Genomic DNA, 23,342 nt, shown 5'->3' with positions numbered 1-23,342 from the left:
CGGTAATGGGTAATGGGTAATGGGTAATGGGAAAACCATTTTTTACGCTATGCGTGCCCATTCTTCAGGCTTTTCATGGGACAACACTCTCAAGGAACATTTCGATTACTGTACCTCATAACATCGAAAAACGCTGTAAGGGATTAAGCGAACAGGAAAAAGGACAAACTTTACAAGGGTTAGCCCACCCTCCATAAAAATAATCTTATCCCTATAGACAAATGCCGCCAGATACCCTATAGTGGTATATTGTCGCCAAAATTAAGGTAACTCATCTTTCGTGAGTTCCTGTAGCGGAGACCCTAGTCGCCATAAGGATACTGAGCCTTAGCCCGCTTAAGTCCAGGCGCTATAGATAAGGGTAGCCGGTGATTCAAAACCCGGTTGTCTAAAGTTTTAAGGCTAATCCCCTTAATGCGAATCTCAATAATTCAGCCAACTGCTCTAGTCCTGCTGTTGACGTAGGGCAGGTATTTGGCTGAGTAATAGTTAGGGAAAATTATAGATCGAGTCCGTCCCATTCAGATGGATCTAAAACGTTGTCTGTAAACAAAAAGGAGACTACCCAACCTGTGTCTGTAGGTATTCTCGGAACCAAACTCGGCATGACCCAAATCTTCGATATGGAAGAAGGAATTGCCATTCCGGTTACCGTTGTGCAAGCTGGGCCATGCACCGTAACCCAAATCAAAACCCCAGAAACCGATGGCTATAGCGCCATTCAACTGGGCTATGATAGTGTCCCCAAACGGCGGTTAAACCGACCAGAAATTGGACACTTAGAAAAATCAGGCGTAGTAGCAGGGGAAACTGGACTGCGGCATCTGCGAGAATATCGCAGCGATACCGTCAGCAGCTATGAACTTGGACAAGAACTCAAGGCCGATCTCTTTACAGAAGGTCAACTCGTCGATGTAGTTGGAAAAAGCATTGGTCGCGGGTTCGCCGGTTACCAAAAGCGCCATAACTTCCGTCGGGGGCCCATGTCCCACGGTTCAAAAAACCACCGCCTTCCTGGATCGACAGGAGCAGGAACCACCCCCGGAAGAATTTATCCGGGTAAAAAAATGGCAGGACGTAAAGGCAATGCCCAAATCACGATCCGCAAACTGCAAGTCGTGCGGGTAGATACCGATCGCAACCTACTGCTGATTAAAGGTTCAGTCCCTGGCAAACCCGGAACGCTCCTGAGTATCGCCCCAACCAATCAAGTGGGCGGCTGATCCAACAGAAAGAGAGCCACTCTATCGAAAGGATCAAAGCAAGTAGAAAAGGAAAGATCGAAACTATGGTTAGTTGCGTAAGGAAAGACTGGCAAGGGTCAGAGGTGGGCATGGCCAACCTTGAACTCAAAGTTGCCAAAGAAGAAACAGCCGCTCATATTGTCCACCGGTCTCTGGTGCGTCAACTCAATAATGCCCGCCAAGGAACAGCCTCTAGCAAAACCCGCGCCGAAGTTAGAGGGGGCGGACGCAAACCCTGGCGACAAAAAGGAACCGGTCGCGCTCGTGCGGGTTCCATTCGTTCTCCCTTATGGCGAGGGGGTGGGGTAATCTTCGGGCCCAAACCCAGAAGTTACGAAACCAAGATGAACCGCAAAGAGCGGCGCTTGGCCTTAACCACCGCCTTAATGGGGCGAACCGATGACCTGATCGTAGTTGAAGACATCGGCGATAACCTCGCTCGACCCAAAACCAAAGAACTATTAGGGGCGATCGCCCGTTGGGGAGCAGCAGAGACCGACAAAGTGCTGTTAATCATCCCCGAACGCCATGAAAACCTATATTTGTCTGCCCGCAATGTCCCCAGACTAAGGTTAATCCTTGCCAAGCAACTCAACGTCTACGACATTCTCAATGCAGACAAAATCATCGCCACCGGTTCCGCCCTCGAAAAAATCCAGGAGGTCTATGGTGAGTAAGAATCCGATTTCAACCAACCGCGCCCTACCTGACTTGATCCGCCGTCCGATCGTCACCGAAAAAGGAACCCGACTGCTAGAAGACAACAAATACGTCTTTGAAGTCCTTCCGAAAGCGACCAAACCGGAAATCAAAGCGGCGATCGAAAGCCTATTTGAGGTCAAAGTCACCAAAGTCAACACCTATCGCTCTCCCCGTAAAAAACGGCGTGTCGGTCGCTTCAGTGGGTACAAAGCTCAATACAAACGAGCGATCGTGACCCTATCCCCAGACGACCAGATCACCTTGTTCCCAGAAGTGTAATTAATCAACCGTTATGGGCATTCGATCCTACAAACCCTATACCTCAAGTACCCGGCAACAAAGTGTTTCCGACTTCGCGGAAATCACCAAAGACCGGCCAGAGAAATCTCTGATCAAGAAAAAACACCGGGTCAAAGGACGCAATAACCGAGGGGTGATCACTTGTCGCCATCGGGGAGGCGGCCACAAGCGGCGCTATCGTCTCGTGGACTTTCGGCGGAATAAACATAATATTCCCGCCAAAGTTGCAGCGATCGAGTATGACCCCAACCGCAACGCTCGCCTAGCTTTGCTGTTTTACAGCGATGGTGAAAAACGCTATATCCTCCATCCTAGAGGACTTGCCGTTGGCACAACCGTGATTTCCGGTGAAACCGTTCCCATCGAAATCGGCAACTGTATGCCCCTGGCCAACATGCCCTTGGGAACCAGCGTCCATAACGTGGAACTCGTTCCCGGAAAAGGAGGACAAATTGTGCGGGCCGCTGGAGCCACCGCCCAAGTCGTCGCCAAAGAAGGGGACTATGTAACCCTGCGCTTACCCTCCACCGAAGTGCGGATGGTGCGTAAAGAATGTTACGCTACCATTGGCCAAGTGGGCAATGTGGAAGCCCGTAACATCAGCCTCGGTAAAGCTGGGCGGACTCGGAGGAAAGGTCGTCGGCCCCAAGTGCGAGGTAGCGTTATGAACCCCGTCGATCACCCCCATGGAGGTGGAGAAGGACGGGCCCCCGTCGGTCGCAGTGGCCCCGTAACCCCTTGGGGTAAACCGACCTTGGGTGCAAAAACACGGAAGAAACATAAATCCAGCGATCGCCTAATCGTGCGCCGTCGTCGTCGGACTTCCAAACGCGGTCGCGGAGGTCGTCAAGCCTAATTCCACCCTGATTACATAACATTGAAAGTCTTATGGCTCGTTCACTGAAAAAAGGCCCGTTTGTGGCCGACCATCTGTTAACCAAAGTGGAAAAACTCAATGATAGAGGCGAAAAACAAGTCATCAAAACTTGGTCTCGCGCCTCCACCGTTGTCCCCCAGATGATTGGCCATACGATTGCTGTACATAATGGCCGCCAGCATGTTCCCGTGTTTATCACCGAACAAATGGTCGGACATAAATTAGGAGAATTTGCCCCCACTCGAACCTATCGAGGCCATGCAAAGAGCGACAAAAAAGCTCGCCGATAATGAACATTTCCCCTAGGAATCATCGGTTTCCCCCATATTGACTCAGGATGAAAGAAAAACGATGGCAATCGATACTTCTGTAGAAACTCGTGCGATCGCACGGTACATCCGCATGTCCCCCCATAAAGTCCGTCGAGTATTAGACCAAATTCGGGGAAAAACCTATCGGGATGCATTGATCATCCTTGAATTCATGCCCTACCGTGCCTGTCAACCCGTCTTAAAAGTATTGCGTTCAGCAGTCGCCAATGCAGAACACAATCAGGGACTCGACCCCAGAACCCTAGTGGTCAGCACAGCCTTTGCCGACGCTGGCCCAGCCCTAAAGCGCTTTCGCCCTCGGGCCCAAGGACGGGCTTATCAAATTCGTAAACCCACCTGTCATATTACAGTAGCTGTTGCCCCTGAACCGGCCAACAGTTAGCTCAACCATTGATCGATCGAGAGGATTAACTCTGTGGGACAAAAAATACACCCAACTGGGTTTCGGCTAGGAATCACCCAAGAACACCGTTCTCGGTGGTTCGCAGATGCCAAACACTACCCAGGAATCTTACAAGAAGACTTTAAGATTCGTAAATATGTAGAAAAACAACTCAATAACGCCGGGATTTCCACCGTCCGCATCGAGCGCAAAGCCGATCAGATTGACCTAGAAATCCATACCGCCCGGCCCGGCGTTGTCGTCGGTCGAGGGGGTCAAGGCATTGAGTCCCTACGCACCAGCCTGCAAAAAGAAATCGGCGATAGCAATCGCCAAATTCGGATAAACGTCATCGAAGTTACCCGTGTTGATGCCGATTCCGGTCTGCTCGCTGAATATATCGCCCAACAACTCGAACGTCGGGTATCCTTCCGCCGAGTCGTGCGCCAAGCCATCCAACGGGCCCAACGGGCAGGAATTCAAGGAATCAAAATCCAAGTGAGCGGCCGTCTGAACGGGGCAGAAATTGCCCGTACAGAATGGACAAGAGAAGGACGAGTTCCCTTGCATACCCTCCGGGCTGACATTGACTACGCTTACCGCACCGCTCAAACCATCTATGGAATCTTGGGCATTAAAGTTTGGGTCTTCAAAGGCGAAATCATCCCCGGACAAGAAGAAGCGCCCCCACCTGGGCCAACCCCCGGTCGTCGTCGAGGCAATCGCCGTCGGCCCCAATTTGAAGACCGATCCAACGAAAGCTAATCGTTGTAGGTGACCCCTTATTGAATTGAGTTCTGGCCATGTTAAGTCCAAGAAGAACAAAATTTCGCAAACAACACCGAGGTCGAATGAAAGGGTTGGCTTCCCGTGGGAACGTCATTAACTTTGGAGACTTTGGACTCCAAGCCCTCGAACCTCACTGGATTACCTCCCGCCAAATCGAATCCGGCCGTCGAGCCATGACCCGGTATATCCGGCGGGGTGGGAAAATTTGGATTCGGATTTTCCCCGATAAACCAGTAACCATGCGACCCGCCGAAACCCGGATGGGTTCCGGGAAAGGCAACCCAGAATATTGGGTAGCCGTGGTCAAACCCGGACGGATTATTTATGAAATTGCCGGTGTGCCCGAAGCCACCGCTCGTGAAGCCATGCGTCTGGCTTCCCATAAATTTCCGATCAAGACTAAATTTGTGGTGCGTGATTCCCAGGGTTAGATAAAGATGCCATTACCTAAAATTGACGAGGTAAGAAACCTGAGTGATGAGGAACTCGGCGAGCAAATTGTAGCCATCAAACGCGAACTGTTTCAGTTGCGGCTTCAACAAGCGACCGGCCAGGGAGAAATCAAACCTCATCAGTTCAAACACCTCAAACACCGCCAATCCCAACTCTTGATGGTTGAGAGACAGAGGCAGTTGACTCAATCTCAATCTCAAGAAAGTGCGACACCTGTAGAGGACAAAGAGGAGTCATAATCTATGGCCGTCAAAGAACGAGTGGGCAGAGTCATTAGTACGAAAATGCAGAAGACCGTGGTGGTCGCGATTGAAAATCGTAGCGCCCACCCCAAATACGGTAAAACCGTGGTCAAGACTAAGCATTATAAAGCCCACGACGAAGACCAGAACTGTAAAGAAGGCGATCGGGTCTTAATTAAAGAATCTCGTCCCTTGAGTCGAACCAAACGTTGGGTCGTTAGTGAGATCCTTGAGACTCGTTAGTAACCCTTTATTTAGAGCGTTGATTCCCTTTTTGATCCCAGGAATAAACCCATGATTCAACAAGAATCCTATCTCAATGTTGCCGATAACAGTGGCGCTCGTAAGCTCATGTGTATTCGGGTTCTCGGTGGCAACCGACGCTATGGTTCCATCGGTGATGAAATCATTGCCGTCGTTAAAGATGCCAACCCCAATATGGCGATCAAAAAATCCGATGTGGTTCGAGCTGTAATTGTGAGAACCAAAAAAGGATTGCGCCGCCAAAGTGGTATGAGCATTCGCTTTGATGATAATGCCGCCGTCATTATTAACAAAGATCGCAATCCCAGGGGAACCCGTGTATTTGGCCCCGTGGCTCGCGAGCTGCGAGATAAGAATTACACGAAAATTGTATCCCTAGCACCGGAGGTTCTGTAATGGCTAAAGCCGTCAAACAGACATCACTTGCGTCAAAAATGCACGTCAAAAAAGGCGATACCGTGCAAGTGATTGCGGGCAAGGATAAGGGAAAAGTCGGAGAAGTGCTTGAGGCGCTCCCCAAACTCAGTAAAGTCGTGGTTCAAAACGTGAACATTAGAACCAAGCACGTTAAACCCAGACAGGAAGGAGAATCGGGACAAATCAAGACCTTTGAAGCTCCCATCCATAGCTCAAATGTAATGCTCTATTCCACTAAGGAAAAAGTAGCTTCTCGTATCTCCTATACCTTCACCGAAGAAGGCAAGAAGGTACGGATGCTGAAAAAAACTGGGGAAATCATTGATTAAATTAGCAGGAAATCGCTATGGTACAACCCCTCAAAACCCGATATCAAGAAAAAATTGTTCCCAAATTGATGGAGCAATTTGGGTACACGAATATCCATCAAGTACCCAAAATTCAAAAAGTAACCATTAACCGAGGTCTCGGAGAAGCATCTCAAAATGCCAAATCGCTAGAGGCCTCCCTGAGCGAATTGGCCTTGATTACGGGACAAAAACCCGTAGTGACTCGGGCCAAAAAGGCGATCGCCGGATTCAAAATTCGGCAAGGAATGCCCATTGGCATCATGGTCACCTTACGCAGCGATCGGATGTATGCGTTTCTAGACCGATTAATCAACTTAGCCCTGCCCCGTATTCGTGACTTTCGAGGCATTAGTCCCAAAAGTTTCGATGGGCGCGGGAACTATAACCTCGGTCTGCGGGAACAACTTATTTTTCCCGAAATAGAATATGACAAAATTGACCAAATTCGAGGGATGGATGTTGCCATTACCACAACCGCTCAATCCGATGAAGAAGGACGCGCCCTACTGCGGGAAATGGGAATGCCTTTCCGGGAAAACTAAAGGAGTTTTATCGAGAGAGTAAACGATGGCCGTAAACGACACGATCGCGGATATGCTCACGCGCCTTCGCAATGCGAACTTAGCGCGGCATCAAACCACTCAAGTCCCATCCACGAAACTCACCCGGAGTATCGCCCAAGTCTTAAAAGATGAAGGCTTTATTTCCGACTTTGAGTCCGTGGGGGAAGGAGTCAAAACCAATCTCCGGATTGCCCTTAAATATAAAGGCAAAAACCGAAGCCCAATTATCAGCAAACTCGAACGGGTCAGTCGTCCCGGTCTGAGGGTTTATAAAAATCGCAAGGAACTCCCCCGTGTCTTGGGGGGCATTGGAATTGCTATTATTTCGACCTCCCATGGCATCATGACTGACCGTGAAGCCCGTCGCCAAGGCATTGGTGGTGAAGTGCTTTGCTATGTTTGGTAACTTTGAATTGACGATTGCCCCAGAGCAAAAATCAATGATTAGACCCATGAACAAGGACAACAAGTAAAAGATTATGTCTCGAATTGGTAAACGTCCTATTAATATTCCTGACAAAGTAACCGTTACCCTTAATGGTCAACAAGTCTCTGTCAAAGGGCCCAAAGGACAACTAGAGCGCATCTTGCCTTCAGAAGTCACAATTGAACAAGAGAACAATACCCTGATTGTGCAACGGCGCAATGATTCCCGTAGATGTCGGGCAGCTCATGGTCTCTGCCGTACCCTAGTGTTCAATATGGTGGAAGGGGTATCCAAGGGGTTTGAAAAGCGCCTAGAACTGCAAGGGGTAGGATACCGGGCCCAAGCCAAAGGCAAAGCCCTCACCTTAAATGTGGGCTATAGCAAACCGGTCGATTTTGAAGCCCCAGAGGGGATTGATTTTGTCATCGTTGATAATACGGGTAAAACCGTTAATCAAGGAACCTTGGTGGTGGTGAGCGGCATCGATAAAGAAATCGTGGGCAATACCGCCGCCAAAATTCGTGATGTTCGTCCTCCCGAAGTCTATAAGGGTAAAGGCATTCGCTATCAGGGCGAAATCGTCAGACGTAAAGCGGGTAAGGCAGGTAAGAAATAACCATGAAACGAACTAGACAAGAATTCAGGCAGCGTAGACACAATCGCATTCGTAAGTCAGTCAGTGGCACTCCTGAGCGTCCCCGGTTAGCGGTGTTTCGATCCAACAACCATATCTATGCTCAGGTCATTGATGATACCCACCATCATACTCTGGCTGCTGCCTCCACCTTAGAACCGGAAATGAAAGCCGCCTTGAATGCTGTGGGCCGAACTTGTGAAGCCTCTGCCCAAGTGGGTAAGGCGATCGCCGAGCGATCCATCAATAAAGGGATTTCCAGGGTGGTATTCGACCGAGGCGGCAACTTGTACCATGGTCGCGTTAAAGCATTAGCAGACGCGGCCCGTGAAGCTGGATTAGACTTTTAGGACAGACCCACAAAAACCATGGAAGACAAAGAAAAGAAAGGCAAATCCCGCAAAGGCAACCGCAATCGGGAAAAAGAAAGCGAATGGCAAGAGCGGGTGGTACAAATCCGCCGGGTGACTAAAGTCGTCAAAGGAGGTAAGAAATTAAGCTTCCGGGCGATCGTCGTCGTCGGCAATGAAAAGGGTCAAGTCGGCGTAGGCGTGGGTAAAGCCGGTGATGTGATCGGAGCGGTCAAAAAAGGAGTCGCCGATGCCAAAAAACACCTGATTACCGTTCCCCTGACTAAATCCAACTCCCTTCCCCATCCTTCAACAGGAGAAGCCACAGGCGCTAAAGTGCTGATGCGTCCAGCCGCTCCCGGTACTGGGGTAATTGCTGGGGGTTCAGTGCGTACCGTGCTAGAACTGGCAGGGGTTCAAAATGCCCTAGCCAAACAACTTGGCTCCAATAACCCGCTCAACAATGCTAGAGCAGCCGTTGATGCCCTCTCTAGCCTTCGCACCTTTGCTGAGGTTGCCCAAGAAAGAGGGATTGCCATCGAACAGCTTTATATCTAGCACCCACAAAGGGACTAACAAGAGAGTAAACCGGTAAGCGCAAGGATAAATACCATGAGATTACAAGATGTTGCCCCTAAAAAAGGTTCCCGTAAACGCCGCCGTCGAGTAGGTCGCGGAATCTCGGCAGGTCAGGGAGCCAGTTGTGGCTTTGGAATGCGGGGACAAAAATCCCGTTCAGGTCGGGGGACTCGTCCCGGTTTTGAAGGGGGACAAATGCCCCTATATCGGCGTGTGCCTAAACTCAAGCACTTTACAGTTATTAACAAACAACAGTACACTACGATTAACATTCGTCAACTGGCTACCCTGCCAGCAAATACCGAAGTGACTTTAGAATCATTGATGGAAACAGGAATTGTGACCACCAATGACGGCCCCTTGAAAATCTTGGGAGACGGAGACATTAGTGTGCCGCTGCAAGTCAAAGCAGCTCGCTTTACCGCTAATGCTCGGACTAAACTCGAAGGCGCTGGAGGGAGTTGCCAGGTTTTAGAATAAGGGCTTTGCGCTAGGCAAAAGGCAAGAAGCAAAAGCTTCATTAGGACAGCTTTACAGTACAATGGAACTGGTCAATGACCCACCCGTGACGATGGAGACAGAAAGCCTAACATCAAAGTTTGCCAAAAGTGGCAACGGCGCAGAAAAATCGGTAGACCGGGAAAAGAGGACGGGGCAATGGGCACTCCAACCCCTGAATCAACCAAGTACATCAAGATTTCTCCTATTTGAGATTTCAAAACATAAAAACCGCAGGACTTGCGGGGATAGTCTGTGGAGCGAACATAAGACCAAGACTCGCAAAAGGGTGGAGGCAGTTGCACTGAAGCAGAAACCTAAATTGTGAGGTTTAGGAATCACCATGGCTTCAGCCTGGTGAATATGTCAACGAGGTATCCCTTAATGACCGTTAGTCGAGACAAAACCCCAAGCGCTCAAGAAACCTTTATCCAGATGGCTCAAGCAGCCGGCCTCAGAGGTCGGTTGCTCATCACTCTGGGCTTATTGATTTTGGCTAGATTAGGGGTTTATATCCCCGTCATCGGTATCGACCGCGATCAATTTAGCCGCAATATTGAAGGCAGTCCAATTATCGGATTTTTAGACCTGTTTTCTGGTGGAGGGATTTCCCAACTGGGCGTTTTTGCCCTCGGTATCCTCCCCTTTATTAATGCATCCATCATTATCCAACTGCTGACTGCTGCTCTGCCCACCCTAGAAGATTTACAAAAGAATGAAGGAGAAGCCGGACGGCGCAAACTCTCCCAAATTACCCGCTATGTTGCCCTAGGATGGTGCATCCTTCAGAGCGTAGGGATTGGATTATGGTTAAATAATGCCCCCGGAGTTGCCTTAAACCCAGGGCCCATATTTATTCTGCAAACCATCTTAGCCCTCAGTGCGGGTTCCATGTTGGTGATGTGGTTTGGAGAAGTGATTACTGAACGGGGTATCGGCAACGGTGCGTCGTTATTGATTTTTGTCAATATTGTTTCTACCTTACCTCGCTCCATTGGCCAAACCATTGAGTTAGCCTCCAGTGGAGATAGTGGTATTGTCGGACGGACTCTGCTTTTGGTGCTGGTCTTCCTGGTGATGATTGTCGGCATTGTCTTTGTTCAAGAAGGAACTCGACGAATTCCGATCATCTCCGCCCGTCGCCAAGTGGGTAGAAAACTGTATTTGGAAAAAAGTAGCTACCTCCCCTTGCGATTAAACCAAGGTGGAGTAATGCCGATTATTTTTGCTTCCGCCGTCTTGATCTTACCGGTTACCGTGGCTGAATTAACCGGAAGTTCGGCTGTCCTCAGTGCAGTTCAATATCTGAGTCCAGGAGGAGCATTATATGTTCCTTTCTATTTGACGATGATTCTGTTTTTTAGCTATTTCTATGCTTCTTTGATTATGAATCCAGTGGATGTAGCCCAGAATTTGAAAAAAATGGGTTCGAGTATCCCTGGCATTCGTCCCGGAAAAGCAACGAGTGAGTATATTGAACGGGTTCTGAATCGGTTGACGTTCTTAGGGGCTGTGTTTTTAGGCATTGTGGCTATTGTGCCCACAGTGGTTGAAGGCTTGACCCGCGTCCCGACGTTTCAAGGATTAGGTGCTACCTCCTTATTGATTTTGGTTGGGGTGGCCATCGATACCGCGAAGCAAATTCAAACCTATGTGATTTCTCAACGTTATGAAGGGATGGTGAAACAGTAGTGTCATGTCAAGGTTGATTTTTATTGGCCCACCTGGTTCTGGCAAGGGAACTCAAGCCGCCGAACTATCTAAACGGGAAAAGATTCCCCATATTTCTACAGGAGAGATTCTCCGTAATAGTGTGGCCAACGAAACGGATTTGGGATTGAAGGCCAAGTTCTATATGGATCAAGGCTCTTTGGTTCCAGACGAGTTGGTGTTGGATTTGGTAGAGGAGCGGCTGAGTGAAACGGATGCCCAAAATGGGTGGATTTTGGATGGGTTCCCTCGTAACAGTTCCCAAGCCGAAACCTTTCAAAAAATGTTGTATTCCAAGAATAAGGATTGTGATTATGCCATTTTCTTGGAGGTTCCGGAAGCAATTTTAATTGAGCGGCTTTTGTCTAGAGGACGGGCTGATGATACGACCGATACGATTCGCCATCGCTTGGAGGTTTATCACGAGGAAACTCAACCCTTGATTGATTTCTATGGCGCTCGGGGTAAACTGAAGCGGATTCGCGGAAATCAGCCCGTGGAAAAGGTGACTCAGGATTTACAACATGCTTTGACCATGGGACATTAGCGGTGAACTCATAACCGGATCGAGTTTGACAAAAAAATTTGATAAGATATGTAAAGACCCCGGAAATTTTGTTTTCGGGTAAAAGTCATGGAAATTGAATTGCTGTGACCCAGACCTGTTGAATTGAGGATAGATTACATTGGCTAAACAAGATTTGATTGAAATGGAAGGGCAGGTGACAGAATCCTTGCCTAATGCCATGTTTCGGGTAGACCTGGATAATGGGTTTAATGTGTTAGCCCATATTTCCGGTAAAATCCGCCGCAACTATATCAAGATTCTACCGGGCGATCGCGTCAAAGTAGAATTGACTCCCTATGACTTAACGAAAGGGAGAATCACCTATCGATTGCGTAAGAAGTAAAAACAGCTCTCAAGTCTCTCTCGTCTGATTTGACAAAACCGACGTAAAACTGATAAGATGTTATATTTGTAGACATTCAAAAATACGGGATGAAAGTCAGAGCATCCGTCCGTAAAATGTGTGAAAAATGCCGAATTATCCGCCGTAAAGGTCGGGTAATGGTGATCTGTTCTAACCCAAAACATAAGCAACGTCAAGGTTAACTCTAACCCCAGACTGGAAGCCATTGGTATGAGTTAATAGAGCAGATGCGGCAGCTCCCCCCAGGGAGATGACCTAAGTTAAGTTGTTCAAGACGAGGGAGAAAAAAGCGTGGCCAGAATAGCTGGTGTAGACCTACCGCGAGATAAACGGATAGAAATAGGTCTAACCTACATCTATGGGATCGGCTTAAGCCGTTCCCAAAAGATCTTAGCGGAGACTGGTGTCAATCCAGATACAAGGGTAAAAGATTTAACAGATAACGATATCGTTGCCTTAAGAGGAACTGTAGAAACCCAATATCAAATAGAAGGGGATCTCAGACGGTGGGAGGCAATGAATATCAAGCGTCTGATGGATATTGGCACCTATCGTGGCAGACGGCATCGTATGGGATTACCGGTACGGGGACAGCGCACCCGCACCAATGCCCGTACCCGTCGTGGAGTCCGCCGCACAGTGGCTGGTAAGAAAAAAGCAGCCGCTAAGAAATAGGTAGAGCGGTTGACCCGATCGCTCCCTGGCGATCGCCAACTCCATCAAAGACCTCTGAGACCAAGATACATAAGATACATAGAGTGCAACATAAACTATGGCACGACCGAAAAAAACAGGCCCTAAGAAGCAAAAGCGAAATATTCCTAATGGTGTAGCCCACATTCAATCGACGTTCAATAACACGATTGTCTCGATTACCGCTCCCAATGGCGATGTAATCTCTTGGGCTTCAGCCGGATCGAGTGGATTTAAGGGAGCCAAAAAAGGAACCCCCTTTGCCGCTCAAACAGCCGCCGATAGCGCCGCTCGTCGGGCAATCGACCAAGGAATGCGGCAAATTGAAGTCATGGTTAGCGGCCCCGGATCGGGGCGAGAAACCGCTATCCGTGCCCTACAAGGTTCAGGCTTAGAAATCACCCTCATTCGAGATGTCACCCCCATCCCTCATAATGGATGTCGTCCTCCAAAACGGCGGCGAGTCTAGGGTCAGGGCGATCGCTCCGAGTCTGCTAAACCAGCAGATGAGGCGACCGAGATCCATTCAATGACAAAAAAACAGCTAGGAAGGTCATATACAGCCATCCTAGAAAGCAGGCGAAGGGAGGTGGCTCTGTGGGGCAGTTTCAGGTTGAATGTGTTGAAAGTTATACAGAAAAAGATCAAAGTCAGTACAGCCGATTTATTCTAGAACCCTTAGAACGAGGTCAAGGCACAACTGTAGGCAATGCTCTCAGACGAGTATTGCTCTCTAATCTATCTGGGGCAGCCGTGACCTCAGTGAGGATTGCTGGCGTAAACCATGAGTTTGCAACGATTCCAGGCGTTCGGGAAGATGTACTAGAAATCTTACTGAACATGAAGGAAATCATTGTCAAAAGCTACTCCAATCAACCCCAAATTGGCCGTTTAGTGGCCACGGGGCCAAAAACGGTGCAAGCCAGTGAGTTTGACCTACCATCGGATGTGGAATTAGTCAATGGCACTCAGAAAGTTGCCACCCTATCGGAGGGCGCAACCTTAGAAATGGAATTTCGGATAGAAACGGGTACAGGCTACCGATCCGTAGACCGCAGTCGCCAAGATCCGAGTGCCTTGGACTTTCTCCAGATTGATGCGATTTTTATGCCCGTATCTAAAGTCAATTATATGGTCGAAGATGCACGGGTAGGGGGTTCCTTGGAACAAGACCGGCTGATCCTTGATGTAACCACCAATGGGAGTATCACTCCCCAAGAAGCCCTATCTCAAGCATCGACGATATTGGTGGATTTATTTAGTCCACTCAAAGATATTACCTTTGAGCCGCTCAAGGATGAGCCAGAACTGACCGATGATCCCAATAGTCAGATCCCGATTGAGGAATTACAGTTATCGGTGAGAGCTTACAACTGTCTCAAACGAGCGCAGATTAATAATGTATCGGATCTACTCGATTACACCCAAGAAGACTTGCTAGAGATCAAAAACTTTGGGGCGAAATCGGCTGAAGAAGTGATTGAAGCCCTGCAACAGAGGTTAGGAATTACTTTGCCCCATGAAAAGGCCAAATCCTAACTGGTGTCAGGGGTTGAATCGTGTCTAAACTTTGAAACGTGGAAAAGTGTTATGCGTCATCGTTGTCGTGTCCCCAAGTTGGGAAAACCCGCAGATCAGCGTAAGGCTCTCCTGAGAACCTTAACGACTGAATTGATTCGTCATGGTCGGATTAAGACCACCAAAGCGAGGGCGAAAGCCGTTCGTAGTGAAGCGGAGAAAATGATTACTCTGGCGAAAAGTGGAACACTGGCGGCTCGTCGCCAGGTTTTGAGCTATCTATACCTGAGTGGGAGTCCAGACCGCAAAGAACATATGCTGAGGAAAAAGCAATTGGTTCATGCGCTCTTTGAACAAGCTCCGTCTCGGTACAGCGATCGCCAAGGGGGATATACCCGCATTCTGCCCACAGTTCCTCGTCGGGGGGACAATGCAGAAATGGCGATTATTGAACTAGTCTAAGTCAAACCGGGCGGGTTCACTAAGATCTGGGTAGGCCAAGAGAAAGATGGACAAACCCGCCCCTACTATAGGTGATGGGGAACACAGGGGAGAACCAATGAAATGCCATTGGCAACTGAAAGACTCAGAGGATTTAATGGATGAGCGTCAAAGAATTGCTCTAGTCATTCAGTACCTGGGAACCCATTTCCAAGGTTGGCAACGGCAAGGAAAAGGAGAACGAACCGTACAGGAGGAACTGGAAAAGGCGATCGCCTCCGTAATCGATCGGCGAGTGCCCGTGGTGGCTGCCGGTCGAACCGATACCGGAGTCCATGCAGCCGCTCAAGTGGCCCATTTCGATGTCTCTGGGCCCATTCCTCCCCAACGGTGGGCGACCATTCTCAATAGTCGCTTACCCGAAGACATTCTCATTCGCGGTTCGGCTCGGGTTGCCCCCACCTGGCACGCCCGCTTTTCTGCTCTGTGGCGACGGTATCGATATACTCTCTATACCCACGCCAACCCCAACCTATTTGTGCGGCATCTGACTTGGCATTATTATTATCAACCTCTGGATGCCAACCGCATTCAAGCCGCCCTCGACCCTTTAGTGGGTCGCCATCACCTATCCGCCTTTCATCGGGCCGGATCGAGTCGCAAGCACTCCTGGGTCGATATCCAAACGGCCCAATGCTCTTCCCAAGACCCATTTGTTGCGATCGAAGTCCAAGCCAATGGATTTCTCTATGGGATGATGCGGCTTCTGGTGGGACTATTGGTCAAAGTGGGCGCGGCTGAAATGACCCCCACAGAATTTACCCATCTGTGGCAAGAAGAGCGGCGGGATTTAGTCAAATACGCAGCCCCAGCCCAAGGGCTATGCTTACTGCGTGTGGGCTACCCAGACCCACCCTTTCCCCCAGAGGTTTGGTTTGACACCCAGCCCCAGCTTAAATTGGGTTCAACTGAATAGCCCTCTATCCAAACAAACGATTAATTATGACTAAAACTTACTTACCTCCCCAAGAGAGTCTAGACCGAAAATGGTTTGTGGTCGATGCCGATGGCCAGCGTCTCGGTCGTTTAGCTACAGAAGTGGCCAGTATCTTACGAGGGAAAAATAAACCCACCTTTACCCCCCATATGGACGTTGGGGATTTTGTGATCGTTGTCAACGCCGAAAAAATCCAGGTGACTGGTAAAAAACGGGAGCAAAAACTCTATCGCCGCCATTCCGGTCGTCCAGGGGGAATGAAAACTGAAACCTTCGCCAAATTGCAAGGGCGAATTCCAGAGCGGATTGTGGAAAAAGCCATCAAAGGAATGCTGCCTAAAAACTCTTTAGGACGCAAGCTGTTTACTAAACTAAAAGTCTATGCGGGGCCCAAACATCCCCATGAGGCACAAAACCCCGAAGTTTTGGAACTGAAAACTGTACCAGGAGAAGATAACTAATGCAAGCTACTGAGAGTCAAAAAGATCGGGCTGTTTATTGGGGAACTGGACGGAGAAAATCCTCCGTTGCTCGCGTGCGTTTGGTTCCCGGACAAGGGGAATTAAAAATTAATGGCAAACCGGGAGATTTGTATCTCCAATTTAATCCCCAATATCTGGGTGCAGCCAAAGCTCCCCTGGAAACCTTGGGTCTGGAAAATGACTATGATGTTCTGGTGAATGTGAAAGGTGGCGGATTAACGGGACAAGCGGATTCGATTCGCTTGGGTGTGGCTAGAGCTTTGTGCGAACTCGATCCCGATAATCGCCAACCCTTGAAAATTGAAGGGTATCTGACCCGCGATCCGAGGGCAAAAGAGCGGAAAAAATATGGCTTACGCAAAGCCAGAAAAGCTCCTCAATACTCGAAACGGTAAGGGTAGATGCGGGTTCATCAGTCTTTCCCTTTTCCTACCAAGATGTAGGGGCGGGTTCACCAATCTTTCCCTTTGCCCACCAAGATCTTACTGAACCCGCCCCTACCCCACACCCTTGGGGAGCGATCGCGATTGGATTATAATAGGGTTTAAACCCGTTTAGTTGTTAGTGTTTTTGTAAAGTGTAATCATCATGCCTAAATCTGATATTCACCCAAAATGGTATCCGGAAGCCAAAGTGTATTGTAATGGCGAGTTTGTGATGACGGTGGGTTCGACTCAACCGGAAATTCATGTGGATGTTTGGTCTGGAAATCATCCGTTTTATACGGGGACTCAGAAAATTATTGACACGGAAGGACGGGTTGAACGATTCCAGAAACGGTATAACTGGATGGGAAGTAAGAAGTAGCAGCCATTGCGATTGGTCTTTGTGGGTTGTAGGGGTTTAACCTACAGTCCATGTATTATTCCCTGCTGTACCTCGACTCCGCTCGGTAACCGTAAACAACCTCAATCTTGGACACCTGAACAATGGCTGAAGCATATCTTCTTGACAAACTAACTTCTGTTGAACAGACGTTTAATGAATTGACTCGTCGGTTAGCCGATCCAGATATTGCCACGAATCCAGAGGAGGTGCAAAAGGTGGCAAAAGCTCGTTCGTCTCTGGAGGAGGTGGTGAATACTTATGAAATCTGGAAGCAGGCTCAAGAGGAGTTGACGGGAGCGAGGGAGATTTATAAGGAGTCGGGTGGCGATCGCGAACTGCAAGAAATCGCTGCCTTGGAAGTGCAAGAGTTAGAAACGAAAATCGATCAGTTAGAGCATCGGTTAACCATTTTATTGCTGCCCCGCGATCCCAATGATGAAAAAAATATCATGTTGGAAATTCGTGCAGGAACGGGGGGTGATGAAGCCAGTATTTGGGCAGGCGATCTGGTGAGAATGTATTCTCGCTATTCGGAAGTGCAAGGCTGGAAGGTGTATCTGGTGAGCGAGTCCCCGGCGGAAATGGGTGGATTTAAGCAGGCAATCCTGGAGATTAAAGGCGAGCAGGTTTATAGTAAGCTCAAGTTTGAGGCAGGGGTTCATCGGGTGCAACGGGTTCCGGTGACGGAAACGGGGGGACGAGTGCATACTTCAACGGCGACGGTGGCTATTATGCCGGAGGTGGATGAGGTAGAAGTAGAGATTGATGCTAAAGAGGTAGAAATTAGCACGGCTCGTTCCGGTGGTGCAGGTGGACAAAATGTGAACAAGGTGGAAACGGCGGTAGACTTGTTCCATAAGCCGACCGGGATTCGGGTATTTTGTACGGAGGAGCGATCGCAGTTGCAAAACCGAGAACGGGCGATGCAGATTTTGCGGGCGAAGTTGTATGACATGAAGCTGCAAGAACAGCAGGATGCGGTGACAGATATGCGGCGATCGCAGGTGGGGACGGGTTCGCGATCGGAAAAAATCCGCACTTACAACTACAAGGATAATCGCATTACCGATCACCGTCTGGGTCAAAACTTTTCCCTAGGAAGTGCCTTAGAAGGCAATATTGAAGCCTTAATTCAGGCTTGTATTACCCAAGATCAGCAACTGCGTTTAGAAGAACTCGCCAATCAAACCGTTCAAGCTTAGAAAATGTTGCCAAGGTTATGAATCCAGAGTTGCAGGAAAAAGCTGATTCTAATCTATCAGAACTTTACGATCGAGATTTCTATTTATGGGTACAGACAACAGCGCAGTTACTCAAAGAAAGAAAGCTCGATCGGATTGATTTTGAGAGTTTAATTGAAGAAGTTGAAAGCATGGGGAAACGAGAGAAAAAGGAGTTAAAAAGCAGGCTGACGACTTTAATCGAACATCTTTTAAAACTTGAATACTGGGAATCTGAAAAAGCCAACAATGCCAGAGGATGGCGACAAAGCGTTGTTGAGCAGCGACGACAAATTCAATATTTATTAGAAGAGAGTCCTAGCCTCAAGGTTCTTTTAGCAGAGGTGTGGACTCAATGTTATGGGGATGCGAGGAAGGATATCTTGAGGAAATACGAACTCAACCCAGAAGGGTTTCCCGTTGAACCCAAGTTGACTTTAGATAATCTCTTGGATGAAGATTATATTCCAGCGTAAATCCTGATAGCGGCTACTATTGATTCTCCGTTTTAACTGTTAACACTTGGGGAGGAGTCGCATCGGGAGGATAAATGAGATCGACTTGTACCTGTTGGCGATCGCCCGGAGGCATGGTTAGCTGTAATAAGGCCTCTCCCCGTTGTCCTCGCTGTTGTACCAAATGCATATAACGTTCCGTCTCTTGTCCCTGGGAATTTCGATGGACAATTCGCACTGTTCCCCGGAAAAAGATCCGGTCTTCTGGAGGCTCTAAAAACATTAGCATTCCCTGTGTGCCATCATCTTTTAAGGGGGTTTGCAAAGCGATGGTCACCTTTTGGGATTGCTGCGTATTGTTATAGAGCGGCAACGTCAAATTATATTCAACCCCATAATTGCCATGGCCAAAATAGGCCGTATCCGGATAGCGAGTTAACATGGGGGCGCTTTGAATTTGTCCTGTACCCAGCCGTCCCCGATGGAGTAAACTTAGGCCATAGGCGATCGCCCGTCCGGGTTCTGGAATCGTTAAATCCTCAGATTGGGGAGTATCTGTTAACGTCGTTGTCCATTGAGACCCCTCGGAAATGCCCGCCACGCGACCATAAATGAACCGAGCGGGAAAGTTCGTTGTTTTCTTATCAATGGGAGTCGGTCGTAAATCTCTTGGCCCCGATAAGGTGCCATTGACCAATAAATTCTGCCATTCTTGCAGGGTCGGAACCCGCTCCGTCCCATCCGGATTTTTTGGGGAAAGCATGGCCAAATTCGCCACATAAACCGGCCCATCGGTTTCCACCCGCAACAGGGTCGAGCGACCATTAGAAGTCGGCAGCACCGTTCCCGCAGGAATCGGCAGATTCATCAGTTGTTGAATTTCTTTGGGTTGAATCACCATCACATCGGGCCAAGTCCCTTGTTTGCGGCCGCGCAACACATCCCCAGCGGCCCGACTTCCCGGCCCGGAAAAGATGGTTCCTAAACGATTATCGACAATTGGGGGTAAGTCAATAAAAATCGCATCCGGGCGAGTTAAATAACTGGCTCCTTCCAAGACTCTTAGGGTAACAGGTTTATCCGTGGGATTATAGATTAAAATCCCTTGAAAAAAGGAGCGAATTTCCGCTCGTGTTCTCGCGCGAGAAATGTGATGGGCAAAAATATCAAATCGTCCCTCTAAGGGATAATCCAGGTGGGCTTGGGGATAGCGCATTCCCTGTTTGGGAAAGGTAGAGAGGAGAATGCCTTCCGTTTTCACCAGTTCGGGACTATTACTATTAAAGACCGGAACCCGATCGAGTTGGCCCGATAGGGGTCGAATTTCAGTCGGTTGTAAATATTCAAATGTTGGCAAGGGAGGAAGCTTGGGAATTTGTTCAAGGGGACTTAGGCGTTCTGGAGGGGGGAGAGGGGGAGGGGTGGGTTTAGGAGTCGGTTCAGGGGTGGGTTCAGCAGTGGGTTGAGGAGCGGGATCGATGGGTATGGGAGCGGGTTCAGAAAGCGGAATCGGAATTTGGGAAAAAATCAACAAAGAAACTAATGGCAGCATGGGGTTGCGGTAGGGTTAATTAACGATAACTCCAAAGGTGTACAAGGGTTTACTTGATTAGGCGATATTAGGAGATCGCTCCATCAAGTCCCGATTACCAGCACCTGGCGCTCTACATTACTCCCTTGGGTCTCGATTGAGATCGGGGAAGTTTTGATCGCTGCTGTCTGGAACTTTTTCCATTAACCGGATTAAGTCTAAACCTATATGATAGAGAAGTTTGAACATTAAGACCAGATCATGGGATATAGGGCAATGAAACGGATGATAGAACAACCCCAATTCGGATTGGCTCATGGGTTCGCGATACTCTTGCCCAGTCGCTTCGCGATCGCTCTAATTGCCAGCACAGTAGCGGCGATCGCCGGGTTTAGCCTTTCTGCACAAGCGAACCCGAATTCTCTCTGTCGAGGGAATTTTAGCGGCCCAACCTTAACCGGAGAAGGGACTTGTACGCTTCCGAGTGGTACTCAGTATCAAGGACAATTGGTGGAGGGCATTTTTCACGGTCAAGGAACTCTACGCTTCCGGAATGGGGTTCAATGTCAAGGAACCTTCCGCAATGGCCGTTTGCAAGGGGATGGGGTATGTTCGTTTCCGGGAAGATATCGCTATGAAGGACAGTTTCAGAATGGCCAGCGTTTGGGACAAGGGGCGATCGTTTTGAGTACGGGAACGCGCTGTGAAGGAACGATTCAGAATCAACAGTTGAATGGTATGGGGACTTGTGTCTATCGAAATGGCGATCGCTATCAAGGTGCTTTTCGTAACGGTCGCCCGGATGGTCGCGGGTCTCTCAATTTTGCCAATGGAACCCAATGCAGTGGCGCGTTTCAGAATGGTCAATTGAATGGCTTTGGCACTTGTATTTTTCCCAGTGGCAATCGTTATGAGGGTAATTTTCGCAATGGCATGAAACAGGGTTGGGGAGTATTTACTTATACCAATGGCACGAAGTTGGAGGGCAATTGGGAAGCGGGAGTGCTGAAAAAGTAGGGTTGAGTGAGTGTTAGGAATTAACCATCAGGGACAGATCGATGATTCAGAGTGTTTTACCCCATGTTCGCCAACAGATTCAATCCTGGTTTACCAAGGCTCAAAAGGTTACTGAACCCGATGAAGATTTAATCGGATTGCCGGACACTCTCTTGGCAGAGTTAAGCCAACGTCTGGAGACTTTATCAAGTCCTTTAACGTATCAAACCACGATTCAAGAGGCGATCGCTACCAGGGTGGCAACCTGGCAAAAAAATTTAGAGGCAGCCAATCATGTGGTCATTCTCGCTCATCCCGTAGAGGCGATCGCCAAAATCCTAGAAGATAGTTTCGCTCATTGGGAGAACCCCCCCGCTTTAGAGATTGTTACCCCTTTTCCTGCTCTCCATCGTCCCCGCAACCCCCTCACCCTAAGCCAACGTATTCAAAAAGCCCTACAACCCTATCCTCACATCCATCTCAACCCTAGCCAAGAGGCCGATCATTCCCTGGATGTAGACGCACTCGAAGAGCGGCAAACCCTGATTGTGATTCCCTGTTTAGAGCAATGTTTTCTGCGATCGATCGGGGGTTGGGAGAGTGTAGAATTACTCCGAGACTTGATGATCCAGAATCCACATTGCTTTTGGGCAATCGGTTGTAATCATTGGGCCTGGGATTTCCTAGATTTTGTCTGTCAGGTGAGCGCTTATTTTAGTGAGATTCAGACGTTACCTAAACTCGATGCTACCCTACTTGAAGAGTGGTTAAACCCCATCACTCAAACCCTTGTGGTTCCTAAGTTCCTTTCAGGAGAAGAGACTGAACCGACAAAAACCTATTGGGAAGCGTTAGCCTCTCAATCATCGGGAGTCAGTCAAATTGCTACTTACTTGTGGTTGCAAAGTTTGCGGATTAAACCTGATGCGGTGGCAGACGATCGAGTACCTTCCTTCAATGATCCGGAAATGGTTTTGTATGAAACCAAACCTTCTTTACCCAGCTTGCCTACGTTAGAGCCGAGCGATCGCTATTTACTCCATTCTGTCCTTATTCATGGTTCCATCACCCGTAGGCATCTTGCCCTCAGTTTAGGGGAATCGGAAAGTCAAATTCAGGCGAGAGTACAGTGGCTCTTACGCGCCGATCTTCTCGAAGCAAAACAGGGTGGATTATCTCTACAACCGAGTCACTATCAAAAAGTGGTTCGGGAACTCAGTAATAATAATTTTTTTGTGGGTAAAGTCTAAATGATCGCTAGATTATCCGGGGAGACTCTATCGTTATTGGCTCAAGTGGAGTCATCCCCTAACCTCTCGGAGGAACTGCTGACGGATTTTACAATGCCGAAAATTCTGCGATCGCTGCTTGCTGTGGCGATCGCCTATGGCAGTACCTATTTAGTAGAAAAACTAACCACCTGGAGTTCCGAGCGAGTGGCTCGAAGATTTCGGCTGTTAATTAAACAATCTGTCCCGTTTTGGAAAGGGTTGATTTTAATCCTAGTCATTGCCTATCTTCTACGCCTATTTTTCAACCTATCTGAAGCCAATCTGATCGCCTTAACGGGAACCATTGCCGTTGCTCTCGGTTTTGCCTTTAAGGATTATGTCAGTTCCATTATTGCCGGAATTATTGCCTTGTTTGAAGCTCCCTATCGCGTCGGCGATCGCATTCAAATCCAAGAGCATTATGGAGAAGTGGTCAGTTATGGACTGCGGGGAATTCAAATCCAAACCCCCGATGATAATACAGTCACCATTCCCCACAATAAAACCTGGACAGAAGCGGTTTCTAATTCTAACGGCGGCCAGTTAGAAGCTCAAGTGGCCACCGATTTTTATTTCGATCATGATGTGGATGATGAACGGGTGATTCAGATTCTCTATCAAGCTGCTTACAGCAGCAAATACACCCAACTAAAACTTCCGATTGTTGTTATCATGGAAGAAGAACGTTGGGGAACTAAATTTAAGCTGCGCTCTTATCCCATGGATGCTCGCGATGAATTTATGTATAAAACCGAGTTAATTCGCCGAGCCAAACGAGCCTTCGCCCGTTATAATCTGCCTTATCTCAAGCGATCGATACATACTCCACGAGCAAACACTGAATTTGGGGAGTCTGATTAGGCGA

At 48.5% G+C, this 23,342-nt stretch carries 38 protein-coding genes; 36 read left to right on the top strand and 2 right to left on the bottom strand.

Annotated features, from left to right (window positions below; translation table 11 throughout):
* Positions 1 to 26: 26 nt before the first annotated feature.
* From PJF56_RS05675 to rplO, 19 genes are all read left to right on the top strand, one after another.
* Positions 27 to 197, top strand: coding sequence for a hypothetical protein (locus tag PJF56_RS05675; protein WP_283761675.1), 171 nt, complete (start codon positions 27 to 29; stop codon positions 195 to 197).
* Between the two features lie 375 nt (positions 198 to 572).
* The gene (rplC, locus tag PJF56_RS05670; protein WP_347179453.1) at positions 573 to 1,223 is read left to right on the top strand and encodes a 50S ribosomal protein L3; all 651 of its coding nucleotides are present in this window, start codon (positions 573 to 575) and stop codon (positions 1,221 to 1,223) included.
* A 65-nt stretch (positions 1,224 to 1,288) separates the two neighbouring features.
* The gene (gene rplD, locus PJF56_RS05665) at positions 1,289 to 1,921 is read left to right on the top strand and encodes a 50S ribosomal protein L4 (protein ID WP_283761673.1); all 633 of its coding nucleotides are present in this window, start codon (positions 1,289 to 1,291) and stop codon (positions 1,919 to 1,921) included.
* Entirely contained in the window at positions 1,911 to 2,225 is a 315-nt protein-coding gene (locus PJF56_RS05660; RefSeq protein WP_283761672.1) for a 50S ribosomal protein L23, read from the top strand. Before rplD ends, PJF56_RS05660 begins: the two co-directional genes overlap by 11 nt.
* Positions 2,226 to 2,238: 13 nt before the next feature.
* A complete protein-coding gene (gene rplB / locus PJF56_RS05655) occupies positions 2,239 to 3,102 on the top strand; it encodes a 50S ribosomal protein L2 (protein ID WP_283761671.1) in 864 nt (287 codons plus the stop codon).
* 32 nt (positions 3,103 to 3,134) lie between these two features.
* On the top strand, positions 3,135 to 3,413 hold the full coding sequence (rpsS, locus tag PJF56_RS05650; RefSeq protein WP_283761670.1) for a 30S ribosomal protein S19: 279 nt from the start codon (positions 3,135 to 3,137) through the stop codon (positions 3,411 to 3,413).
* A 61-nt stretch (positions 3,414 to 3,474) separates the two neighbouring features.
* On the top strand, positions 3,475 to 3,837 hold the full coding sequence (gene rplV, locus PJF56_RS05645; protein WP_283761669.1) for a 50S ribosomal protein L22: 363 nt from the start codon (positions 3,475 to 3,477) through the stop codon (positions 3,835 to 3,837).
* Between the two features lie 33 nt (positions 3,838 to 3,870).
* Positions 3,871 to 4,602: a 30S ribosomal protein S3 gene (gene rpsC, locus PJF56_RS05640; RefSeq protein ID WP_283761668.1), complete on the top strand. Its 732-nt coding sequence runs from the start codon at positions 3,871 to 3,873 to the stop codon at positions 4,600 to 4,602.
* A gap of 38 nt (positions 4,603 to 4,640) precedes the next feature.
* The gene (rplP, locus tag PJF56_RS05635) at positions 4,641 to 5,057 is read left to right on the top strand and encodes a 50S ribosomal protein L16 (RefSeq protein ID WP_283761667.1); all 417 of its coding nucleotides are present in this window, start codon (positions 4,641 to 4,643) and stop codon (positions 5,055 to 5,057) included.
* A gap of 6 nt (positions 5,058 to 5,063) precedes the next feature.
* Complete coding sequence (gene rpmC, locus PJF56_RS05630) at positions 5,064 to 5,318, top strand: 50S ribosomal protein L29 (protein ID WP_283761666.1); 255 nt, start codon at positions 5,064 to 5,066, stop codon at positions 5,316 to 5,318.
* A gap of 3 nt (positions 5,319 to 5,321) precedes the next feature.
* The gene (gene rpsQ / locus PJF56_RS05625; protein ID WP_283761665.1) at positions 5,322 to 5,564 is read left to right on the top strand and encodes a 30S ribosomal protein S17; all 243 of its coding nucleotides are present in this window, start codon (positions 5,322 to 5,324) and stop codon (positions 5,562 to 5,564) included.
* A gap of 51 nt (positions 5,565 to 5,615) precedes the next feature.
* On the top strand, positions 5,616 to 5,981 hold the full coding sequence (gene rplN / locus PJF56_RS05620; RefSeq protein WP_283761664.1) for a 50S ribosomal protein L14: 366 nt from the start codon (positions 5,616 to 5,618) through the stop codon (positions 5,979 to 5,981).
* Complete coding sequence (gene rplX, locus PJF56_RS05615) at positions 5,981 to 6,331, top strand: 50S ribosomal protein L24 (protein ID WP_347179450.1); 351 nt, start codon at positions 5,981 to 5,983, stop codon at positions 6,329 to 6,331. Before rplN ends, rplX begins: the two co-directional genes overlap by 1 nt.
* Before the next feature lie 17 nt (positions 6,332 to 6,348).
* Positions 6,349 to 6,894, top strand: a complete 546-nt coding sequence (rplE, locus tag PJF56_RS05610) for a 50S ribosomal protein L5 (RefSeq protein WP_283761662.1) — start codon at positions 6,349 to 6,351, stop codon at positions 6,892 to 6,894.
* Positions 6,895 to 6,919: 25 nt separating this feature from the next.
* Positions 6,920 to 7,321, top strand: coding sequence for a 30S ribosomal protein S8 (gene rpsH, locus PJF56_RS05605; protein WP_283761661.1), 402 nt, complete (start codon positions 6,920 to 6,922; stop codon positions 7,319 to 7,321).
* A 73-nt stretch (positions 7,322 to 7,394) separates the two neighbouring features.
* A complete protein-coding gene (rplF, locus tag PJF56_RS05600; protein ID WP_283761660.1) occupies positions 7,395 to 7,958 on the top strand; it encodes a 50S ribosomal protein L6 in 564 nt (187 codons plus the stop codon).
* A 2-nt stretch (positions 7,959 to 7,960) separates the two neighbouring features.
* A complete protein-coding gene (gene rplR, locus PJF56_RS05595; protein WP_283761659.1) occupies positions 7,961 to 8,326 on the top strand; it encodes a 50S ribosomal protein L18 in 366 nt (121 codons plus the stop codon).
* A gap of 18 nt (positions 8,327 to 8,344) precedes the next feature.
* Positions 8,345 to 8,884, top strand: a complete 540-nt coding sequence (gene rpsE / locus PJF56_RS05590) for a 30S ribosomal protein S5 (RefSeq protein WP_283761658.1) — start codon at positions 8,345 to 8,347, stop codon at positions 8,882 to 8,884.
* A gap of 54 nt (positions 8,885 to 8,938) precedes the next feature.
* Positions 8,939 to 9,385 (top strand): 50S ribosomal protein L15, encoded by a 447-nt coding sequence (gene rplO / locus PJF56_RS05585; RefSeq protein ID WP_283761657.1) that lies wholly within the window; start codon positions 8,939 to 8,941, stop codon positions 9,383 to 9,385.
* A 71-nt stretch (positions 9,386 to 9,456) separates the two neighbouring features.
* On the opposite strand, the gene PJF56_RS05580 is transcribed toward rplO, so the two are convergent.
* Positions 9,457 to 9,597 carry a hypothetical protein gene (locus PJF56_RS05580; protein WP_283761656.1) on the bottom strand — a complete coding sequence of 47 codons (141 nt, stop codon included), beginning with the start codon at positions 9,595 to 9,597 and terminating at the stop codon, positions 9,457 to 9,459.
* A 190-nt stretch (positions 9,598 to 9,787) separates the two neighbouring features.
* Between PJF56_RS05580 and secY the strand changes: the two genes are divergently transcribed.
* From secY to PJF56_RS05510, 14 genes are all read left to right on the top strand, one after another.
* Complete coding sequence (gene secY / locus PJF56_RS05575) at positions 9,788 to 11,095, top strand: preprotein translocase subunit SecY (protein ID WP_283761655.1); 1,308 nt, start codon at positions 9,788 to 9,790, stop codon at positions 11,093 to 11,095.
* Between the two features lie 4 nt (positions 11,096 to 11,099).
* Positions 11,100 to 11,660, top strand: coding sequence for an adenylate kinase (locus PJF56_RS05570; RefSeq protein WP_283761654.1), 561 nt, complete (start codon positions 11,100 to 11,102; stop codon positions 11,658 to 11,660).
* A 139-nt stretch (positions 11,661 to 11,799) separates the two neighbouring features.
* Positions 11,800 to 12,024: a translation initiation factor IF-1 gene (gene infA / locus PJF56_RS05565; RefSeq protein ID WP_271938968.1), complete on the top strand. Its 225-nt coding sequence runs from the start codon at positions 11,800 to 11,802 to the stop codon at positions 12,022 to 12,024.
* Positions 12,025 to 12,113: 89 nt separating this feature from the next.
* Positions 12,114 to 12,227: a 50S ribosomal protein L36 gene (gene rpmJ / locus PJF56_RS05560; protein ID WP_283761653.1), complete on the top strand. Its 114-nt coding sequence runs from the start codon at positions 12,114 to 12,116 to the stop codon at positions 12,225 to 12,227.
* Between the two features lie 109 nt (positions 12,228 to 12,336).
* The gene (rpsM, locus tag PJF56_RS05555) at positions 12,337 to 12,720 is read left to right on the top strand and encodes a 30S ribosomal protein S13 (protein WP_283761652.1); all 384 of its coding nucleotides are present in this window, start codon (positions 12,337 to 12,339) and stop codon (positions 12,718 to 12,720) included.
* A 97-nt stretch (positions 12,721 to 12,817) separates the two neighbouring features.
* Positions 12,818 to 13,207, top strand: coding sequence for a 30S ribosomal protein S11 (gene rpsK / locus PJF56_RS05550; protein WP_271938977.1), 390 nt, complete (start codon positions 12,818 to 12,820; stop codon positions 13,205 to 13,207).
* 128 nt (positions 13,208 to 13,335) lie between these two features.
* Entirely contained in the window at positions 13,336 to 14,277 is a 942-nt protein-coding gene (locus PJF56_RS05545; RefSeq protein WP_283761651.1) for a DNA-directed RNA polymerase subunit alpha, read from the top strand.
* A 51-nt stretch (positions 14,278 to 14,328) separates the two neighbouring features.
* Positions 14,329 to 14,718 carry a 50S ribosomal protein L17 gene (gene rplQ / locus PJF56_RS05540; RefSeq protein ID WP_283761650.1) on the top strand — a complete coding sequence of 130 codons (390 nt, stop codon included), beginning with the start codon at positions 14,329 to 14,331 and terminating at the stop codon, positions 14,716 to 14,718.
* 97 nt (positions 14,719 to 14,815) lie between these two features.
* The gene (gene truA / locus PJF56_RS05535) at positions 14,816 to 15,673 is read left to right on the top strand and encodes a tRNA pseudouridine(38-40) synthase TruA (protein WP_283761649.1); all 858 of its coding nucleotides are present in this window, start codon (positions 14,816 to 14,818) and stop codon (positions 15,671 to 15,673) included.
* 26 nt (positions 15,674 to 15,699) lie between these two features.
* Positions 15,700 to 16,155 (top strand): 50S ribosomal protein L13, encoded by a 456-nt coding sequence (gene rplM, locus PJF56_RS05530; RefSeq protein WP_283761648.1) that lies wholly within the window; start codon positions 15,700 to 15,702, stop codon positions 16,153 to 16,155.
* Positions 16,155 to 16,571 (top strand): 30S ribosomal protein S9, encoded by a 417-nt coding sequence (gene rpsI / locus PJF56_RS05525; RefSeq protein ID WP_283755965.1) that lies wholly within the window; start codon positions 16,155 to 16,157, stop codon positions 16,569 to 16,571. The genes rplM and rpsI overlap by 1 nt, the downstream gene beginning before the upstream one ends.
* A 193-nt stretch (positions 16,572 to 16,764) precedes the next feature.
* The gene (gene rpmE / locus PJF56_RS05520) at positions 16,765 to 16,983 is read left to right on the top strand and encodes a 50S ribosomal protein L31 (RefSeq protein ID WP_283761647.1); all 219 of its coding nucleotides are present in this window, start codon (positions 16,765 to 16,767) and stop codon (positions 16,981 to 16,983) included.
* Positions 16,984 to 17,105: 122 nt separating this feature from the next.
* Positions 17,106 to 18,206: a peptide chain release factor 1 gene (gene prfA / locus PJF56_RS05515; protein WP_283761646.1), complete on the top strand. Its 1,101-nt coding sequence runs from the start codon at positions 17,106 to 17,108 to the stop codon at positions 18,204 to 18,206.
* A 17-nt stretch (positions 18,207 to 18,223) separates the two neighbouring features.
* Entirely contained in the window at positions 18,224 to 18,700 is a 477-nt protein-coding gene (locus PJF56_RS05510) for a DUF29 domain-containing protein (RefSeq protein WP_283761645.1), read from the top strand.
* Positions 18,701 to 18,716: 16 nt separating this feature from the next.
* Here PJF56_RS05510 and PJF56_RS05505 read toward each other — a convergent pair whose 3' ends face one another.
* Positions 18,717 to 20,231 carry a DUF3370 domain-containing protein gene (locus tag PJF56_RS05505; protein WP_283761644.1) on the bottom strand — a complete coding sequence of 505 codons (1,515 nt, stop codon included), beginning with the start codon at positions 20,229 to 20,231 and terminating at the stop codon, positions 18,717 to 18,719.
* A gap of 255 nt (positions 20,232 to 20,486) precedes the next feature.
* Here PJF56_RS05505 and PJF56_RS05500 point away from each other — a divergent pair, with 255 nt between their 5' ends.
* From PJF56_RS05500 to PJF56_RS05490, 3 genes are read left to right on the top strand one after another with little or no spacing between them, the layout of a single operon-like run.
* Entirely contained in the window at positions 20,487 to 21,227 is a 741-nt protein-coding gene (locus tag PJF56_RS05500; protein ID WP_283761643.1) for an MORN repeat-containing protein, read from the top strand.
* A 41-nt stretch (positions 21,228 to 21,268) separates the two neighbouring features.
* Positions 21,269 to 22,456, top strand: a complete 1,188-nt coding sequence (locus PJF56_RS05495; protein ID WP_283761642.1) for a hypothetical protein — start codon at positions 21,269 to 21,271, stop codon at positions 22,454 to 22,456.
* Positions 22,457 to 23,338, top strand: coding sequence for a mechanosensitive ion channel family protein (locus tag PJF56_RS05490; RefSeq protein WP_283761641.1), 882 nt, complete (start codon positions 22,457 to 22,459; stop codon positions 23,336 to 23,338). It begins immediately after the preceding gene.
* The last annotated feature ends 4 nt before the right edge of the window (positions 23,339 to 23,342 follow it).

The sequence above is a fragment of the Roseofilum halophilum BLCC-M91 genome (assembly GCF_030068445.1).
Taxonomy (GTDB): domain Bacteria; phylum Cyanobacteriota; class Cyanobacteriia; order Cyanobacteriales; family Desertifilaceae; genus Roseofilum; species Roseofilum halophilum.
Note: the sequence above shows the minus strand (reverse complement) of the source record. Positions and strands in the feature narration are given on the sequence as shown.

Excerpts from the sequence above, each read along its gene's own strand:
- secY (WP_283761655.1), top strand. The coding sequence starts at position 9,788 with ATGACCGTTAGTCGAGACAAAACCCCAAGCGCTCAAGAAACCTTTATC.
- rpsH (WP_283761661.1), top strand. The coding sequence starts at position 6,920 with ATGGCCGTAAACGACACGATCGCGGATATGCTCACGCGCCTTCGCAAT.
- rplX (WP_347179450.1), top strand. The coding sequence starts at position 5,981 with ATGGCTAAAGCCGTCAAACAGACATCACTTGCGTCAAAAATGCACGTC.
- rpsK (WP_271938977.1), top strand. The coding sequence starts at position 12,818 with ATGGCACGACCGAAAAAAACAGGCCCTAAGAAGCAAAAGCGAAATATT.
- rpsI (WP_283755965.1), top strand. The coding sequence starts at position 16,155 with ATGCAAGCTACTGAGAGTCAAAAAGATCGGGCTGTTTATTGGGGAACT.
- rpmE (WP_283761647.1), top strand. The coding sequence starts at position 16,765 with ATGCCTAAATCTGATATTCACCCAAAATGGTATCCGGAAGCCAAAGTG.
- rpmJ (WP_283761653.1), top strand. The coding sequence starts at position 12,114 with ATGAAAGTCAGAGCATCCGTCCGTAAAATGTGTGAAAAATGCCGAATT.
- truA (WP_283761649.1), top strand. The coding sequence starts at position 14,816 with ATGAAATGCCATTGGCAACTGAAAGACTCAGAGGATTTAATGGATGAG.
- PJF56_RS05500 (WP_283761643.1), top strand. The coding sequence starts at position 20,487 with ATGAAACGGATGATAGAACAACCCCAATTCGGATTGGCTCATGGGTTC.
- PJF56_RS05510 (WP_283761645.1), top strand. The coding sequence starts at position 18,224 with ATGAATCCAGAGTTGCAGGAAAAAGCTGATTCTAATCTATCAGAACTT.
- rplP (WP_283761667.1), top strand. The coding sequence starts at position 4,641 with ATGTTAAGTCCAAGAAGAACAAAATTTCGCAAACAACACCGAGGTCGA.
- PJF56_RS05675 (WP_283761675.1), top strand. The coding sequence starts at position 27 with ATGGGAAAACCATTTTTTACGCTATGCGTGCCCATTCTTCAGGCTTTT.
- prfA (WP_283761646.1), top strand. The coding sequence starts at position 17,106 with ATGGCTGAAGCATATCTTCTTGACAAACTAACTTCTGTTGAACAGACG.
- rplD (WP_283761673.1), top strand. The coding sequence starts at position 1,289 with ATGGTTAGTTGCGTAAGGAAAGACTGGCAAGGGTCAGAGGTGGGCATG.
- rplM (WP_283761648.1), top strand. The coding sequence starts at position 15,700 with ATGACTAAAACTTACTTACCTCCCCAAGAGAGTCTAGACCGAAAATGG.
- PJF56_RS05660 (WP_283761672.1), top strand. The coding sequence starts at position 1,911 with ATGGTGAGTAAGAATCCGATTTCAACCAACCGCGCCCTACCTGACTTG.
- rplQ (WP_283761650.1), top strand. The coding sequence starts at position 14,329 with ATGCGTCATCGTTGTCGTGTCCCCAAGTTGGGAAAACCCGCAGATCAG.
- PJF56_RS05580 (WP_283761656.1), bottom strand. The coding sequence starts at position 9,597 with ATGTACTTGGTTGATTCAGGGGTTGGAGTGCCCATTGCCCCGTCCTCT.
- rplR (WP_283761659.1), top strand. The coding sequence starts at position 7,961 with ATGAAACGAACTAGACAAGAATTCAGGCAGCGTAGACACAATCGCATT.
- rplB (WP_283761671.1), top strand. The coding sequence starts at position 2,239 with ATGGGCATTCGATCCTACAAACCCTATACCTCAAGTACCCGGCAACAA.
- rplO (WP_283761657.1), top strand. The coding sequence starts at position 8,939 with ATGAGATTACAAGATGTTGCCCCTAAAAAAGGTTCCCGTAAACGCCGC.
- PJF56_RS05490 (WP_283761641.1), top strand. The coding sequence starts at position 22,457 with ATGATCGCTAGATTATCCGGGGAGACTCTATCGTTATTGGCTCAAGTG.
- rplE (WP_283761662.1), top strand. The coding sequence starts at position 6,349 with ATGGTACAACCCCTCAAAACCCGATATCAAGAAAAAATTGTTCCCAAA.
- PJF56_RS05495 (WP_283761642.1), top strand. The coding sequence starts at position 21,269 with ATGATTCAGAGTGTTTTACCCCATGTTCGCCAACAGATTCAATCCTGG.
- rpsS (WP_283761670.1), top strand. The coding sequence starts at position 3,135 with ATGGCTCGTTCACTGAAAAAAGGCCCGTTTGTGGCCGACCATCTGTTA.
- rplV (WP_283761669.1), top strand. The coding sequence starts at position 3,475 with ATGGCAATCGATACTTCTGTAGAAACTCGTGCGATCGCACGGTACATC.
- rpsE (WP_283761658.1), top strand. The coding sequence starts at position 8,345 with ATGGAAGACAAAGAAAAGAAAGGCAAATCCCGCAAAGGCAACCGCAAT.
- rplN (WP_283761664.1), top strand. The coding sequence starts at position 5,616 with ATGATTCAACAAGAATCCTATCTCAATGTTGCCGATAACAGTGGCGCT.
- PJF56_RS05505 (WP_283761644.1), bottom strand. The coding sequence starts at position 20,231 with ATGCTGCCATTAGTTTCTTTGTTGATTTTTTCCCAAATTCCGATTCCG.
- rplF (WP_283761660.1), top strand. The coding sequence starts at position 7,395 with ATGTCTCGAATTGGTAAACGTCCTATTAATATTCCTGACAAAGTAACC.
- rpsQ (WP_283761665.1), top strand. The coding sequence starts at position 5,322 with ATGGCCGTCAAAGAACGAGTGGGCAGAGTCATTAGTACGAAAATGCAG.
- PJF56_RS05570 (WP_283761654.1), top strand. The coding sequence starts at position 11,100 with ATGTCAAGGTTGATTTTTATTGGCCCACCTGGTTCTGGCAAGGGAACT.
- rpmC (WP_283761666.1), top strand. The coding sequence starts at position 5,064 with ATGCCATTACCTAAAATTGACGAGGTAAGAAACCTGAGTGATGAGGAA.